The 16,355-nt window shown below is 63.1% G+C and carries 11 protein-coding genes; 2 read left to right on the forward strand and 9 right to left on the reverse strand.

The features are described 5' to 3' along the window. Positions 1 to 48 precede the first annotated feature (48 nt). From ACWBU6_RS23085 to ACWBU6_RS23125, 9 genes are all read right to left on the reverse strand, one after another. Positions 49 to 2,616, reverse strand: coding sequence for a hypothetical protein (locus ACWBU6_RS23085; RefSeq protein ID WP_452645682.1), 2,568 nt, complete (start codon positions 2,614 to 2,616; stop codon positions 49 to 51). Between the two features lie 3 nt (positions 2,617 to 2,619). After that, positions 2,620 to 4,491, reverse strand: a complete 1,872-nt coding sequence (locus ACWBU6_RS23090; protein ID WP_452645683.1) for a hypothetical protein — start codon at positions 4,489 to 4,491, stop codon at positions 2,620 to 2,622. 19 nt (positions 4,492 to 4,510) lie between these two features. Continuing rightward, complete coding sequence (locus tag ACWBU6_RS23095; RefSeq protein WP_452645684.1) at positions 4,511 to 5,596, reverse strand: polyprenyl synthetase family protein; 1,086 nt, start codon at positions 5,594 to 5,596, stop codon at positions 4,511 to 4,513. Further along, positions 5,538 to 6,899, reverse strand: coding sequence for a hypothetical protein (locus ACWBU6_RS23100; protein ID WP_452645685.1), 1,362 nt, complete (start codon positions 6,897 to 6,899; stop codon positions 5,538 to 5,540). Before ACWBU6_RS23100 ends, ACWBU6_RS23095 begins: the two co-directional genes overlap by 59 nt. Positions 6,900 to 6,938: 39 nt before the next feature. Further along, complete coding sequence (locus ACWBU6_RS23105; RefSeq protein WP_452645686.1) at positions 6,939 to 7,334, reverse strand: hypothetical protein; 396 nt, start codon at positions 7,332 to 7,334, stop codon at positions 6,939 to 6,941. A gap of 13 nt (positions 7,335 to 7,347) precedes the next feature. Further along, complete coding sequence (locus ACWBU6_RS23110; RefSeq protein WP_452645687.1) at positions 7,348 to 8,268, reverse strand: hypothetical protein; 921 nt, start codon at positions 8,266 to 8,268, stop codon at positions 7,348 to 7,350. Further along, positions 8,261 to 8,875 (reverse strand): papain-like cysteine protease family protein, encoded by a 615-nt coding sequence (locus tag ACWBU6_RS23115; protein ID WP_452645688.1) that lies wholly within the window; start codon positions 8,873 to 8,875, stop codon positions 8,261 to 8,263. Before ACWBU6_RS23115 ends, ACWBU6_RS23110 begins: the two co-directional genes overlap by 8 nt. After that, positions 8,872 to 9,510: a hypothetical protein gene (locus ACWBU6_RS23120; RefSeq protein WP_452645689.1), complete on the reverse strand. Its 639-nt coding sequence runs from the start codon at positions 9,508 to 9,510 to the stop codon at positions 8,872 to 8,874. Before ACWBU6_RS23120 ends, ACWBU6_RS23115 begins: the two co-directional genes overlap by 4 nt. A 323-nt stretch (positions 9,511 to 9,833) precedes the next feature. After that, positions 9,834 to 12,986, reverse strand: a complete 3,153-nt coding sequence (locus ACWBU6_RS23125; RefSeq protein ID WP_452645690.1) for an error-prone DNA polymerase — start codon at positions 12,984 to 12,986, stop codon at positions 9,834 to 9,836. A 55-nt stretch (positions 12,987 to 13,041) separates the two neighbouring features. On the opposite strand from ACWBU6_RS23125, the gene ACWBU6_RS23130 reads away from it, so the two are divergent. Both ACWBU6_RS23130 and ACWBU6_RS23135 read left to right on the forward strand, forming a co-directional pair. After that, on the forward strand, positions 13,042 to 13,806 hold the full coding sequence (locus ACWBU6_RS23130; protein WP_452645691.1) for a PhzF family phenazine biosynthesis protein: 765 nt from the start codon (positions 13,042 to 13,044) through the stop codon (positions 13,804 to 13,806). Between the two features lie 107 nt (positions 13,807 to 13,913). After that, positions 13,914 to 16,289, forward strand: coding sequence for a TonB-dependent receptor plug domain-containing protein (locus tag ACWBU6_RS23135; protein WP_452645692.1), 2,376 nt, complete (start codon positions 13,914 to 13,916; stop codon positions 16,287 to 16,289). Positions 16,290 to 16,355 lie beyond the last annotated feature (66 nt).

Raw genomic sequence — 16,355 nt, forward strand, 5'->3', positions numbered from 1 at the left:
ATCAAAGCTCACCAGTGCGCGTTCCCATCGATTTTGGCGGGCCGGCGCTCAGGGCAACAGGTTCGATGCGTGCTCAACGGCGCAGCCGAAGGCATTCCCGACCCAATCTTCGGCCTGCTGCAGATCGTAGCCCAGCGCCACCATGACTTGCTGCACCTCGGCCGCCGGCGCGCCCAGCCCCTTGAGCAGGTTCACCAGCGCTGCCTCCACCTGCTTGAACTGGTTCTTCAGGACTTGTCCAATCGCCTGCAAGCCGTTGACGAAATTGCGCCATTGCTGCTTGGCCCACGCCAGGAAGGCATCCAGGTCTTGCAGCGCTTCCTGCAGCAATGCCGCGGCCTGTTGCTTCACCAGCGCGAGCAGCGCGCTGGCGATATCCTCCAGTTTGCTGATAACGCCGCTGATGTTGACGTTGAGCAGGGAACAGGGGCTGGCGCTGCTGCCCAATGCCAGATGCAGGCCCAGCAAATCGAAATCGAAGAAGCCGGTAACGACCAATTGTTTGCTGGAAGCGGACAGGCTCAGGCCCGCCGCCACGCTGAAATCCGGCAAGGAGAAGGCTGGAACCACGGTGACGCCCCATAGCGCGATAGCGCCGAACTGGATATTCTGCCAGCCGAAATTGAAGGAAAACGCGGCGCTCAATTGGTAAGCGGCGGGATCGAGCTTGAACTGGATGCTGTCGCCGCTCCAGGCCCCGCAGCCGCCCGCCTGGCTGCCATCCTGCACCGCGTAATCGATCTCGAATTTCTGGTCGGCAGTGGCCAGGGCATACAGGTGCTCGCTGACCACGTCAAGGAAACTCAGGTACAGCGATGAATAGAAGCGTACCGGCTGCCCCTGGTTTACCCCAGGCACCACAATCCCATCCGGCGTGGCGGCAATGGCCAGCACCGGTCCTTGCTGCGCGGGCTGGCCGCTTTGGGTATCCCAGCCGGAGAGCCGGAACACGGATCCCCATACCACCGGCTGGCTCACTTCGATGAAGCCGGAGAAGCCGGCATCGGCATTGGCCTTTTCAGCCAGTGTCAGCGAGACCTGCACGTCGGCCTGCTGCAGCAGCGTCAACTGCGCCTGCAAGCCGAAACCCGGCGCAAACGGGCCCAGCGCGCCGATCTTTTGCAAGCTGGCGCCCTCGACAAACCAGGCGGTGAACTGCTCAATGCTGACCAGGTCGTCGAGGAAGGCCACCACGTCAGCCACCTCCGGCTCGCCGGCCCGGGTCAGCGCCTGGGGCGAGAAGTCCAGCGCGAAGGCGGCGTCCAGCACATTTGACAGCGTCATCGGTTGCTGGTCGGCCTTGGTCCAGAGCGCGATGCCATTGGGTACCTCGAAATCCACCACTTCCACTTCAAACCCTACTTCGAACTCATACTGGGGCGAGGTTGGATTGCTGAGCTTGATGTCACCGCCGAAATTGAGCGTCACGCCAGCCGCCTCGGCCCCCATGCTGACCCCGCCCTGCAGGTCTTCGATCTGCACCGTAGACCAGCCAAACGGCTGGTTCCAGTTCTGCAGCTTGAGCGTCAGGTTCAAGTCGCCTTCCGATGGCAGCAGCTGTCCCTGCAAGCTGAGGTCGATCGCCGTCTGGGCATCCGGATGGAACTGGCCGGCGGCGGTGGCGGTGATGCTGCAATTGCCGTGGTTGCCTGAGCCGGCCAGATCCCACTCCAGGGTCAGGCCGTCAAAGGTGAACACGCCGTTGTTCTTTGCACTGAAGCTGTCTTTCAGCACCGCCTGCACGGCAATGGCGCCATTGCTGCGGGCATAGCTGGCGAACAAGTCGAGCTGGCTGACATCGCCCATGAACTGGGCAATCGCCGCCAGGCTATCGGTCAACTGCAGCGAGGTGAAGAACAGCAGTCCGGCCTGGATATCGAAATCAGCTTGCGTGGCGGGCACGTCCTGTGCGCTCAGCAGCCCCAGCGTCACCAGGCTGCCCGATTTTCCCGGCACAGTGGACACCACCAGGCCCGAATGGCTGAACGTTAGCGCCGACAAGGGCGCCCATAAGCTGCCCGGCGACCATTGCGGCGCCACCACGGCAAACATCACCCCGGTGGCGCCCGCCGTGTGCTGCACGCTCATGGCGGCGTTCAGGAAGTCCTGGTGGTCATACAGCATGCTGCCCAGGCCCTTGAATGTAACGGCCAGGTCGGGCGCCAGCACGAGATCCAGCTTGCCGTTAGCGAACACGACCTGGTTGGCGGGCGACCAGGCCAGCATTTGCGGCCAGAGCGCCTGCAGCGGCCACTGCAAGCTGGCCCCCATGTCGGCCGCCAGCTCCAGCTTCACCCCACCGTCGACCGGGCTAAAGGTCAGCACGACTTGCGCATCCGGATACTGGGTGCTGCGCAAGGTCAGGGTGGCGCCATCCGCCGTGGCCTGCAGTGCCAGGTCGGCCTGGCCAGCCTGCGCTTGCACGCTCAGTTGCTGGCTGGACGGGTCCACCGTCAGCGTGGCAACGCTGCCCAGCTGCAGGCTGATGCCATTCAGGTAGTCGTTCAGCACATCTTGGATCGGCCCTGGGAATTGCTGCTTGGCCAGTTGCAAGACTTTCTGCCCGGTGTCGGATTTGAGCAAGCCCTGCAGCGTAGAAAAAATGTTGTTGCTCATGACTTAGCTCCCCAAGCTATCCAGGGCATTGCGCGCGAACTGGGTGGCCGCCTGGCTGATCTGGTCAAGGTGAGCGCCGATGTAATCGTTCAACGCGGACAGGATCGCCTCCTTGACCTGCCCCTGGTCGAGCACCTCGTTGACCAGCGGGCTGAACGACGCCCCCATCGGTCCGTCCAGCTGCACGGAGATGGCCAGGTCGCCATCTGCCGCCACCAGCGTGATCGCGCTGTAGTGCAGACTCATTGCATCCGGCGTGTCGCCGCTCGAAGTCAGGGTGGTATCCACCCCCAGCGTGCCGCTGTTGTTTTGCAGGGTCAGGGTTAGCTTGCCGGACAACGGTATCGGTGTGTTGGCGCCGACCTGCACATTCAGCCGGAACGGCGTGGTGGCGACGGCGGGTGGCGAGGGCACCGTCATCGGATGGCCCTTGACGTTCAGCATCGGCCCCGGATTCATGCAGCCCAGCAGCAGATTGGCGCTGGCTTGCTGGTTGCTGCCAAAGGCGATGCTGTCGGCCGGGGCCAGCAGGTTGGACAGCCCGCTGATCTCCAGGCTGGACAAGGCGATCTGGGACAGCGTCAAGTTCTGCCCCATGACGGACTTGCTGAACGGGCCATCGAGCGACAGATTGAGCGCGGTGTAAGGTTCCAGCACTGGCGCCGTGGAGCCCAGCACCAGCGTTGGCACGTACACATAGCTGGACTGGTCATTGAGCGCGGCGCGGGCGCGGTTGAACAGGTATTTGTCCACCGCGTTGCTATCGCTATCGACCGCGCTGCTGGCCACCTGGCTACTGCCGAAAATCGAATTGAAGGCGCTGGCCAATTGCTGGTTCAGCAGGCTTTCGACCTGGCCCAGGTTATCCGGCGAGTTCAAGGCTGCATTGATATTACTGGTGAGCAGCGCTGCAGCCTCGGGCGTTGCCAGCAAGTTCTTGTAGAACGTGGTCCAGATGTCGAAGTAGATCGAAAAGTCGGCCGAGAGCGTCGGCGCCATCGATTGCCATTGCAAGTTTTGCAGGGCAAACACCGGCGCGGCGCTGCCATTGCCTCGCAATGCCAGCTGCTGCAGGCCAATTTGCAGCAGCTTGCCATCAGGACTGACGGTGACGGTGGTATTGGCCACGATTTCGGCATTACTGATCTGCAGCAGTGCCAGGCCGCTGGCCTGGCAATCGAAGCCGTTTGGCTTGCCCGGCGTTGGCGTCAGGGGCAAGGTGGGCGGCAATGGCGCCAGCGTGCTGCTGCGCCGCGCGAAAAAGCCCAGGCATTGGGACAGCGAAAAACGCAAGCCGAGGAAGGCCTGCTGGTTGCTGGAATCGACTCCGGCCTGGCTGCCGCCCAACGCCAGCGCCTGGTTCCAATCCTGCCCGGTGGATGGATAGGCGTTGAAATCGAGCTGGATCTGGACCTGATAGCCCGCATCGCTCACCGTGACCTGTGGCGCCGCGCCGCTGATGGAGACATTGGATAGCCCGTCAATCTCAATTTGCTGTACGTTCAGGTCAGGGCCGGCACCGGGGTAGGGTTGCGCGCTCAGGTTGGGCCCGTCCATGATCACCCCGCAGGCAGTCTTGGCGTCGTCAATCATCTGCTGGGTCACCGCGGGCGGATTGGGCGTTGCCTGGCTCAGCAGGTATAGCTGGTTCCAGAAGGCATTGAACCAGCTGTTCGCCATATTGTTGGAAATGTCCTGCGCCCCGCTCATATTGTTCAGCGTCCAGTCATCGGCCTGGATCGGCAGGTAGGGCTGGCCATTCGAACCGGTCATCCCGGCCAGGGCGCGCGGCAGGAACAGGCTGTTGTTCGGGGTATCGCTGTTGGCTTTGCCTAACAGCGTGTTATAGACGAAGTTGAACAGTTGCAGGCCCATATCAGCTCCAGTAAGAGGTTTAATAGGATCGGTTCACAACAAACATGGTGATGTCGTGCAGGGCGCGGCGATACGGGCTATCGGGCAATGGCTGCAAATGTTCCACCGCCTGCAGTGCGGTGGCGCGCGCCTCGGCGTACGCCAGCGCGAACGCGTCGGAGCGGCGGATCTCATCGACCCAGGCGTTGACCTGCTCTGCCGCCACGCTTTCGCTATTGCGCAGGAAACGCACCATCGGGTGCAGGTCGCCGAACAGTTTCATGGCATGGATGATGGGCAGCGTGAGACGGCGCTGGTGCAGGTCGAGGCCTTTGCATTTGCCCGACTCCTGGTCCGACTGCGACAGGTCGAGGATGTCATCCATCATCTGGAACGCGCGCCCCATGTGCCGCCCGAAGGCTCCCAGCCGGCGCAAATCGGCGGTACGCGCACGCATCAGCGCCGCCCCCGACTCACAGGCCAGGCCGAACAGCACGGCAGTCTTGCGGTCGATGGTGGTCAGGTAGCGCCCGTGCAAGGCGTCCGGATGCCAGTAGGGCTGCGTGGTCATTTCGTCGATCTCGCCGCGGCAGATGTCGAAGGCGGAATCGAGCACCCATTTCACCAGCTGCATATCGTGTTCGTCCTCGATCGCCTCGACAAAGCAGCGCACCGCCTGCAGGAATTGCATATCGCCGATCAGGATCGCCATCTCCGTGCCGCGCGCCGCATTGACGCTGCCCTGCCCGCGGCGCAGCGCGGCATGATCGACGATATCGTCATGGATCAAGCTGGCGACATGCAGCATCTCCAGCGAGGCCGAGGCGCGCAAAACTTTGGGCGGTAACTGCCCCTCGGCCTGGAACAGACGCGCCGTGAGCAGCAGCGTCAGCGGACGTAACTTCTTGCCGGCCCGGTACAGCGCCATTTCCGTGTCCGTCAGATAGCCTTGCTGCGGTTCCAGCGCGCGCGCCAGTTCGCGCTCAAAGCCCTGCATCTCGCTTGCCATCAAGTCCTGGATGATCATGCTGACCGGGTCTTGCGTGGGCGTCGCGATCTTCACCATCTCAGCGTGCGCCCAGCAGCACACCAGCCAGGGCCGGCACCAGCGCCCGTTCCAGCGCATCGGCCACCCGGTCGTGCAGCAGGCTCTTGATGAAGCGCGCCTGTACCAGCGCCGCACGCGCCGTGGCGGCCAGCTGCGCCCCCAACAGCTCGTCCCAGCGGCTGTCGTCGAACTCGAGGTCGAAGCCATCCAGTTCGACCCGGCCATCGAGCAGGCGCAGCCCACCCGCCAGCGCGAAACGCAGCGACACATAACAGTCGAGATCGGCCGACAGCCTGCCCTGCGCCAGCGGCACCGGCCGGACGGCCGCCAGGCGGGCGATATGCTCGGCCTGCTCCGCCTGTACCTTGCGCACGAAGGCGCGCTCGTCCTCGCTCAACACCATGGTCCAGGCCTTGCCTTGCGCGTCGCGCCCGCCGATCGGATTGCCGCTCAACAAAGTGTGCACATCGGCCACCGAGACCGCTGTGGCGGGCGTGCCGTTGGCCACCATGCCGTACACCTGGTCGCGGGTCAGTTCCGGCACATCGGGCAACTGGGTGACATTGGTGTTTTGCATTACGGTGCTGGAAAAAGTCACCGCACTGGCGGCCGCCTGGTTGTAAGGATTGCTCGGGTCGGCCGGGTTTTGCGGATTGGCGTTGGCCGCCATCCCGGTCAATACGGTCGCCAGCGCCAGTTTCTGGGTCAGCGCGTTGCCGTTATAGGTGGTGTTGCCGTAGATCTTGGTCTGGCTGTTGATCACGGCGTTGTTGTTGACATTGTCGTTGGTGTCCTGCGCCATTTCCGAAATGGCGTCAGTGGCCCAGCCGTTCTGGAATGACATCGCTATCGGCAAGGTGAAGGCATCGGTGAATGCGGCGCGATGGGTGGAGTAGGTCGAGAGCAAGGTCGCGCCGTTTCCACTTGGCAGGTTTTGCAATACCGCCCGCTGATTATTGGCGGTGGCGATCCAGGTCGGGTGCACATTGCTGTCAGCGCCGCCGGCGCGCCGGGCCGCTCCCAATCGCAGGCCGGTGCCGGCACCGTCGATGCCGCTTTCCCAGATTTGGCTTCCCTGCACTTCTTGCATGCCGTCCAGACTCAAACCGCAGACCTGCAGTTCCACGGTGCAGTGGCCGGCCTCGACGCTGGCCTGCTGAATGCGCAACGCTGCCGGGTCTTCCAGCGTCACCCGCAGCGCCCCCAGTTTGAGGCCAAGGTCGCCGCGCGCATAGCCGGCCTGGGGCGGCATGTCTTGTGCCCGGGCCAAGGGCAGCGGCGGCACCTCGCCAATGTCAAGGTGGCGTGGCAAGGCGGCGCCCAGATGTGCTGCGGTCAGATGTGCCCAGCCTTCGTGAGCTTCCTGCAATTCAACACGCATAAGATTCTCCTGATCCGTATTCGGTGTATGACAGTCTGGCTACGCGATACTCACGCTGGCGGTGACCAGTACATGCTCGCTGTCAGCGGTGGAAATATTCAGCTTGTCCGGCGTCAGCGTCAGCTTGATACCGTCAAACTCGATCGGGATCGCCGGCACCGTCACCGCCATGCCGTCGAGGTAGCTTTGCGCCGTCGACTGCAAGGTGGCAGTGATGAACGGCGTTATCACGCCAATGATGGTGGTGGCTGCGTTCCTGAGCGTGTCTGCATTGAACTTCTCCCAACCGCTGCCATCGGGCGTGTAGCTGATGGTAAAACTGGGTAGTGGCTGCAACTGCAGCTTGACCTGGTTCGAGCCCACCACCGCTGGGGCCACCGTGATTGTCAGGGGGCTGGGATTGGTGCCGAAATCGGCCTTGGCAAAATCGACCATGAGGATTCTCCTGTCATAAGAGATTGGACGCCGCTTCCAGGGCGCAAGCACCCGGCACCAGCCACCACGACACGCCAACGCTGGCGGTGGCGCTGAAGGTGGCTGAGACATTGATATCGGGCAGGGTCGAGGCCAGCGCGATGGAAGCGCTGCTGATGCCGCCACTCAGTGCATAACTGCCGGCCCAATTGCTATCGCTATGGTTCACGCTGGCGCTGTCCATCTTCTGGACGATGGCGGTGCTGTACTGATTCAGCAGCGCGTTCAATACATTGCGTCCCAGCAGGATTCCCAGCGCTTGCTGCGGCCACACCACGCCGCTGATGTCGAGCGGCTTGCTGGAGGTCAGGTTGCTCGCCACGGCCAGGTAGCCGGCGCTGATCGTCATCGCAGGCGGCGTAAAGGTCTGTCCTGCCACATTGATGCTTGACGGGATCTGATATCCGGCCAGCAGGTCTGTCACCTTCTCATACACAATGCCGCACACCACTTGCAAATAAAGCTCTTGCACGCCACCGACATTGAGCGGCTGCACAGCCACCGAGCTCAAGGCGATGTGATCGCCGGCGATACTGACCTGGGCAAACACCACCATCTCGAAGGTGAAAGGCAGCGGCGGCCCTTGCTCCAGGTTGATGGTGGTGGTCAGCGACGGCAATTTGACCTGGAACATCTGGTCGCTAGGCGTTGCCGGCTTGGGCTTGCCGCTGGGGGAAAAAGTGTTGGGGTCGTTCCATTGCGTCGAGTCAGGCGGGGCCAGCACGAATTGCGGCGCGGCGCCGATGGCCCAGTCCACTGATACCACGCCCAGTTTGCCTATCGTTTCAAGGCCCTTGAACAGCGTGGCTTGCGCTGTGGGATTGGCGTATAGCTGCGTCATCCCGGTGTTGAGGGTGCCGGCGTCAACCACGAATGCCACATCGTAATTACTCATCTTCAGTCTCTCCTCGCACCAGATAAGGGTTTTGCGTCCAGTAGGTTTCCATCCACTCGCCACCGTGCCGGTAATGCAGTGGAAAGTCGTCGAAACCGGCGCAGAAACGGCCATCCTGCGGATCGACGCCATACAGCATCCGGCCGTGGCGGCAATAGCCATCGAGCAGTACGTAGTGCTGCGAGCCGGTGCGCCACCTGATCGCCACCGCCAGCGGCCGGCCGCTGTCCAACTCCCGGATCAGCCGCCGGAATGGCGGCCTGCCGCTGCTCCATCCGGCCAGGCAATTCACATAGCGCAAGCTGCGTTCGAGCGGTGCCTGCTGGTTGTAGCGTTCTTGCTCCAGCAAGCCGGGCGGCGGCGCGCAGTTGGGGCGGACCTGGTCGGGGCACAGGATGCGCCAGGCCAGGGCGGGCTGCTGCCAAGAGCCGTCGCCGTAATAAGCTGCAATTGCGCAGGTGACTGCGGCCCAGCACCAATTGGGCCGCCGCTGCGCCTCAGTCGGGACCAGCAGCTGCACGCCGGCCGCCTGCGCCAAGGCGGGTGGCGCAGGCGCCGCCAGGCCTGCGCCGTGGGGGCGGGCCAGCGGTTCGATGCGCACTTTCATGTGAGGTTCACGCACTGCGGCAGCAGTTTGCCGACCTGCTCACTCACGATGTCGTTGATCTGCGCTGAAATCAAGTCGCTGATGGCCCCTTTGGCGGCGTCGAGTATCAGGTTCTCAATCGGACCGAGCAAGTAATTGAGCGGGCCCAGATCATCGATCCAGATGTTGGCGCTGCCATAGCTGAATTGCGCGTTCATGTTGGCGACACTGTTGACACACAGGCTGGCGCCGTTGACCGCGGCCTGGAAACCAGCTGTGCCGGCGATGGCGCCGCCATCGATGCGCAGGTTGCCCGAAATACCGGGTTCGACAAACAAGATCTTCACACTGCCGCTGGCCTGCGCTGCCAGGGAGCTGTTGAGCACAGCATGAAAATTCAGCTGGCCGCTCAAGTTGGTCCCGGAAGGCGTCAGATTACTGACCACCATGTCTTGGAGTTGGACGGAAGAAATGCCGGTCAGGTTGTTGACGGCATAATTTGCGCTGCCAACGCCGATGCTCGATGAACCCGACGCCACGTTTTGGTAAGGGTCATAGCCGGCCCCGCGTATGGCCCCACCGATTTCACTATTAAGTTGTGAAAGCAGTCCTTGCAAGAGCTGGTTGATAATCTCGGTAAATGGATCATTGCTCATGCGCATCTCCCAGGTCGGATTATTTAACGTTCAAAATAAAAGGCAAAGCACGGCCCTGACTTAATTCATTTAAGCCAATATGCTTTAAATAAGGCTGGTAAAAAAACGCTGAAGTAGAAACTTGTTTCTTGCGAGTCCGCCCTACTGCCCCTTCGATGGCCACTCCCTGCGCGCGACGGTTTTTATCGCAATCTAACATTAAAAATTTTGAAGAATGATCTCAGATTGTCACCACTGAAAAATATATTCTCAAATAAAGTTACTGGCGACCGCTATCTCAATAAAAGGGAAATGGGTAATTAACTTACCAAGTAAAAAATAATTCACTGGAAATCTCGGCTGGCGGTGGGCAGGCGGCCGAGCAGGTGGGACAGGTCGACCAGGCGGCGCGCGACCAGGTGGCGCACGATGCCTTCCTGCTGCCACACACCGTACACCCCGAGCAGCGAAGAACCCAGCACCTCGCGCCGGTACTGCTCCACCAAGTCGGGCCAGACGATCACGTTGACATATCCGGTTTCGTCTTCGATGGTGACGAACAGCACCCCTTTGGCGGTGCCGGGGCGCTGGCGGCCGGTGACGATGCCGGCGCCGCGCGCCAGCTGGTTGTTGCTGAAGGTGTTCAGCACTTCGGCGGGCAGGAAGCGCTTGGCCAGCAGCGCCGGTCGCAGCAGCGCCAGCGGATGGCGGCCAAGCGTCAGCCCCTGTGCGCGGTAGTCGCCCAGGATTTCTTCGCCTTCGGTGGGTGGCACCAGTTGCGGCGCCAGTTCCTCCACCTCGGTCGGCCGCAGCAGATCCTTGTCCGGTACCGCGCCGGCCGCATCCCAAAGCGCCTGCCGGCGATTGCCCGCCAGCGAACGCAAGGCATTGCCGCCGGCCAGCACCTGCAGGTCGTGCCGGTCCAGGTCGGCGCGCCGCGCCAGCTCGGTCACGCTGGCAAATGGCCGGATGGCGCGCGTTTCCTCTATGCGCAAGGCCGCCTCGGAACGCATGCCGCGCAGGAGGGACATGCCGAGCCGCACCGCCGGCTGTCCCTCGCCTTCGCGCTCTTCCAGCGAGGACTCCCAGCCGCTGCAAGTGATGTCGACCGGCCGCACTTCAATGCCATGCCGTTTCGCATCCTGCACCAGTTGCGAGGGCGAATAGAATCCCATCGGCTGGCTGTTCAACAAGGCGCACAGGAAGGCAGCCGGTTCATGGCATTTGATCCATGAGCTCACATACGTCAGCCAGGCAAAACTGGCCGCGTGCGATTCGGGGAAGCCGTATTCGCCAAAGCCCTGGATCTGCTGGCAGATCTGCAGCGCGAAGGCTGCGTCGTAGCCCCGATCCACCATGCCGCTGACAATGCGGTCCTGGTATTTTTCCAGCCCGCCCTTGCGCTTCCAGGCCGCCATCGAACGCCTTAACTGGTCCGCCTCGCCCGGCGTGAAACCGGCGGCATCGATCACCACCTGCATCACCTGCTCCTGGAAGATCGGCACGCCCAGCGTACGCCCAAGCGCTTTCTTAAGTCCCGGCGGAAAGTCGGCCGGCACCTTGCCCATGCGCCGCTGCAGGTAGGGGTGCACCATGCCGCCCTGGATCGGGCCGGGCCGCACGATCGCGACCTCGATCACCAGGTCGTAGAACACCTGCGGCTTCAGGCGCGGCAGCATGCTCATTTGCGCCCGCGATTCGATCTGGAATACGCCGATGGTGTCGGCCTGGCAGATCATCTCGTAGGTGGCGCGGTCTTCGCGCGGCACATCCTGCATGGTGAAGATTTCACCGCGGCGCGCGCTGACCAGGTCGAAGGCGCGGCGCAGCGCGGACAACATCCCCAGTGCCAGCACGTCCACCTTCAGCAAGCCCAGCTCCTCCAGGTCGTCCTTGTCCCACTGGATCACGCTGCGCTCTTCCATGGCTGCGTTTTCGATCGGCACCAGGCGCGATAGCTTGTCCTGCGAAATGACAAAACCGCCGACGTGCTGCGACAAGTGGCGCGGGAAGCTCAGGAATTGAAGCGCGATGTGAGCCCATTGATGCGCCAGCGGCGACTCCGGGTCCAGCCCGCATTCGGCAAAACGCTCCATCAACTCGTGCTTGCGGTCGAACCAGCGGTGCGATTTGGCGACCTTTTCGACAATCTCCAGGTCCACGCCTAGCGCCTTGCCGCTGTCGCGCAGCGCGCTCTTGGTGCGATAGCAAATCACTGTCGCGGCCAGCGCCGTGCGGTGGCGGCCGTATTTGCGGTAGATGTACTGGATCACTTCTTCGCGGCGCTGGTGCTCGAAGTCGACGTCGATGTCGGGCGGCTCATCGCGCTCGATCGACATGAAGCGCCCTACCACGCTGTTGCCCAGCGCAGGGTCGACTTCGGTAATTCCAAGGCAGTAGCAGACGGCCGAATTGGCGGCCGATCCCCGTCCCTGGCACAGGATCTCCTGTGAGCGCGCGTAGCGCACGATGTCGTACACGGTCAGGAAAAAATACTCGTACTTCAGTTGCGCAGCCAGCGCCAGCTCTTCCTCGATCTGGTTTTGCACATTGGCCGGCACGCCGGCCGGGTAGCGGCGATGGGCGCCGATATAGGCTTCCTGGCGCAGGAAGCTGGACGGCGTATGGCCTGCCGGGATCAATTCATTCGGGTATTCGTAGCGCAGTTCTTCCAGCGAGAACTTGCACATATCGGCAATGCGCATGGTCTCTTCCAGCACTTGCGGCGCATAGACGTTGGCCAGGCGCAGGCGCGAACGCAAATGCTGTTCGGCGTTCTGCCCCAGTTCATAACCGCATTCGCTGACCGGCTTGCCAAGCCGCACTGCCGTCAAGGTGTCATGCAGCGGCTTGCGGGAGCGTACGTGCATGCAGACGTGGCCGGCCGCGACCATCGGCATGGCATGCTGCAGCGCGACTTCCTCGATCGCTGCGCCGTGCGCTTCATCGAAGGCGCGGCCCAGCATGGTCATGGCCAGCCAGGTGCGCCCGCCAAAGGTGGCGGCCATCCAGGAAGCCTGCCGGTGCAGGCGTTCCACGTCGGCCGGGTATTCCGGCAGCAGGAGCAGCAGGCAATCCGGCAGGCCGCGCAAATGTTCGCGCTCGGGCGGCGGGCTGGCGAAATCGTCCGGGTGCAGTGCGTAACTGCCCTTGTCGGCACGCATGCGGCCAAGGGTGATCATTTCCGACAGGTTGCCGTAGCCATTGCGGTTGGTGGCCAGCGCCAGCAACGAGAGCGCGGGACGGCCGTCGGCATGGGTCAGGTGGAAGTGGGCGCCGATCAGCAGCTTCAGGCCGGCCTGCTTCGCCTCGCCGTGTGCGCGGACGACGCCGGCCAGCGAGCATTCGTCCGTGATGGCCAATGCGCCATAGCCAAGCTTTAGCGCGCGTTCCACCAGCTCTTCGGCATGGGAGGCGCCGTGCAGAAATGAAAAATTCGTCAGGCAAAACAGCTCCGCATAGGCGGGCAGCCCGGCGCGCGATGACTGTATATCCATACAGTATTTTACACCGCCTCCGGCATCCTGCGCCACCCTGTTGTATGCTGCGCCGATGGCTATTTACGAACTGAAATGTTTTGGCGCCCGGCCCGGCGCGGGCAATGCGGCATTGGTCATTCTCGACGGTCCTGCCGTCGCCGAGGAAAGGCAAGCCTTCGCCAGGTCGGCCAACAAGAGCGCCTGCGTGTTTGTCGACGGCGCGACCCTGGATTACTACTACCCGCACACGCGTTCTCCCCTCTGCCTGCATGCCACGCTGGCCGCGGCCCGCGTGCTGCTGGCAGACGCGCCCGGCCCGCTGACGGTGCGCACGGCAATGCGCGCGCAGGAGCTGGTGCTGACACGCAGCGGCGCCGCTCTCTTCGTGCGCCTGGCGCCGCAAGTTGCGCCGGCGGTTACCCCGCCTGCCGACCTGGCGGAGCGCCTGCTGGCCGCGCCCGGCCTGGCACTCGTCTCACCTCCCGCCGTCGCCTCGGTCGGCAGTCCCAAAATGCTGGTCGAAGTGGCCGACTGCGCCACCTTGCATTCGCTGCGCCCGAATCTGGCCGCGGTTGTCGAATGGGGCAAGGCAAATGGGGTGAACGGCATCTATGCCTGGTGCCGCCGCCCGGACGGCGCCTTGGAAGGCCGCAACTTCAACCACCTCGCCCCGGCAAATGAAGACAGCGCCACCGGCGTCGCTGCCGGCGCCCTCACCCGCCACCTCGGCCGCTCGCTCGATCTCTACCAGGGCGCGCCTCTCGGTCAGCCCTGCCGCCTGCGCACCAGGCTCGACGGCGACCAGATCCTGATCGGCGGCGCCGCGGAATACGTATGATCCGCAGCGCCGGCGTGGCGTCCTTGCAACGAAAACTTGTCATTTGTGAACGCTGCACAAATGTAGTTCGGCTAGAATCTAAGGCAATTTTTCCCAGGAGCAAAAAATTGTCAAGCCATTCGATTCTGCGTAAAGCCGTCCTGACCGCCCTGTATGGCGCGGGCGCCCTGTCCGCCCTGCCAGTAGCAGCGCAAACCCAAACCGCTTCCGGCGACATGACCGTGGTGAACGTGGTGGGGTCGCGCCGCGCGACCAGCTCCCTCACCGACACCGTAGCGCCGATCGACGTCATTCCATTGACCAAGGCCTCCGAGCAAGGCGCGCAGTTCGACTTGGCACAAACCCTGACCTTCATTTCGCCCTCGTTCAACTCGACCCGCCAGACCGGCGCCGACGGTGCCGACCTGGTGGACTCCGCCGCGCTGCGCGGCCTGAGCTCGGACCAGACCCTGGTGCTGGTGAACGGCAAGCGCCGCCACACCTCGGCCCTGGTCAACATCTTCGGCGCGCGCAACCGCGGCGCCACCGGTACCGACATGAACGCCATCCCGGTCATGGCGATCAAGGACGTGCAGGTGCTGCGCGACGGCGCCGCCGCGCAATACGGTTCCGACGCGATTGCCGGCGTGATGGACATCGGACTGAAAAAGAACGTGGGCTGCGAATCGGCAGTGGGCTACGGCCAATACGGCGCGGGCGACGGCAAGAACTGGCTGGCCTCGGCCTATTGCGGCTTCGCGCTGGCTGGCGGCACCGTCGGCATCACCGGCGAATTCCTCGACCGCGGCCGCTCCAACCGCGCCGAAGAAGGCAACCCGCGCACCATCGGCGATTCCAAGTCCAAGAACAAAACCCTGTACGTGAACGGCGAGATCCCGGCCGGTCCGGGCCGTGTTTATTTCACCGGCGGCGTGCAGCAGCGCGACGCCTCCAGCGGCGCCTGGGCGCGCAATGGCACCGATGACATCCCGACCCGCAACTCCGCCGCCATGTACCCGGACGGCTTCGTCCCGTTCATCAACGGCGACCTGGATGACCGCTACGCCATCTTCGGCTATAAGCAAAAGATCGGCGACTGGAATGCCGACCTGTCGCAAACCTATGGCTACAACCGCCTGAAGTACAACATCAGCAACACCCTGAACGCCTCCATCGCCAACCTCGACCTGCTGAACGGCGGCCAGGGCATCAGTCCTGACCACTTCGACGCGGGCGGCTTCTCGTTCCAGCAATCGACCACCAACTTCGACATGAACCGCTACTTCGAAGGCCTGGTTGGCGAAGGCCTGAACGTGGCTTTCGGCGCCGAGTACCGCGCCGAGAAGTACAAGATCTACGCCGGCGAACCTGGCTCCTACATCGACGCCGATGGCGCCGGCGGCGGCAATGCCGGCAGCCAGGGCTTCCCGGGCTTCCAGCCGGGCGACGCGACCAACGCCAAGCGCCACAGCACCGCCGCCTACCTCGACCTGGAAGCGGACCTGAGCAAGAATGCCCGCCTGCAGGGTGCCCTGCGCTGGGAGAAGTACAGCGACTTCGGCTCCACCGTGACCGGCAAGATTGCCGGCAGCTACCGCGTCAGCGATCCTGTGCTGCTGCGGGCCTCGGCATCGACCGGCTTCCGCGCACCGTCGCTGCAGCAGGCTTACTTCTCCTCGACCTACACCGACTTCGTGGGCGGCGTGCCGACCGATATTTCGATCACACCGGCCGTGGGCCCGGTAGGCAAAGTGGCCGGCCTCGATCCGCTGAAGGAAGAAAAGTCGCGCAGCTTCACCTTCGGCGCCACCTGGACCCCGACCGCAGACCTGTCGGTGACGGCCGACCTGTACCGCATCAAGATCAAGGACCGCATTGTGCTGTCGGGCCTGTTTGACGACTCGAACTACCCGACCCTGGCCGCCAAGCTGGCGACCCTGGGCGTGGGCGGCGCGCAATTCTTCGTCAACTCGGTCGACACCAAGACCCAGGGCCTGGACCTGACCGCATCGCACAAGGGCAGCCTGTTCGGCAACAAGCTGACCACCTTCCTGGCCATGAACTTCAGCAAGACCGAAGTGACCGACATCCACGCCCCGGCCGCGCTGCAAGGCTTTGAAGACGTGCTGCTGTCCGAACGCGAGCGCCTGTTCCTGGAACAGGGCGGCCCGCGCCGCAAGGCCACCCTGGGCTTCGACTACGCCACCGGCCCGCTGGAAACCAGCTTCAAGATCATCCACTTCGGCCCGCAGACCCTGGGCACCTGGAGCGGCACCGCAGCCGGCGTGGCCAACCAGAAGTACGAAGCGAAGACCTCGGCCGACCTGGGCTTCACCTACGCCATCAACAAGAACACGAAGCTAAGCTTCGGTGCCGCCAACATCTTCGACGTGCACCCAACGCCGCAGGACCCGAACGAAACCGACAACGGCTTCAAGTACGAGAGCGTGCAGTTCGGCCTGAACGGCGTGTCCTACTTCGCCCGCCTGCACGTCAAGTTCTAAGCGCCCAACGGCCCAGCCCGTGGCAACCTTGGGGTCAGACCCTTTGCTTGCCACGTGTGGCAAGCA

The sequence above is a fragment of the Pseudoduganella sp. HUAS MS19 genome, assembly GCF_053615455.1.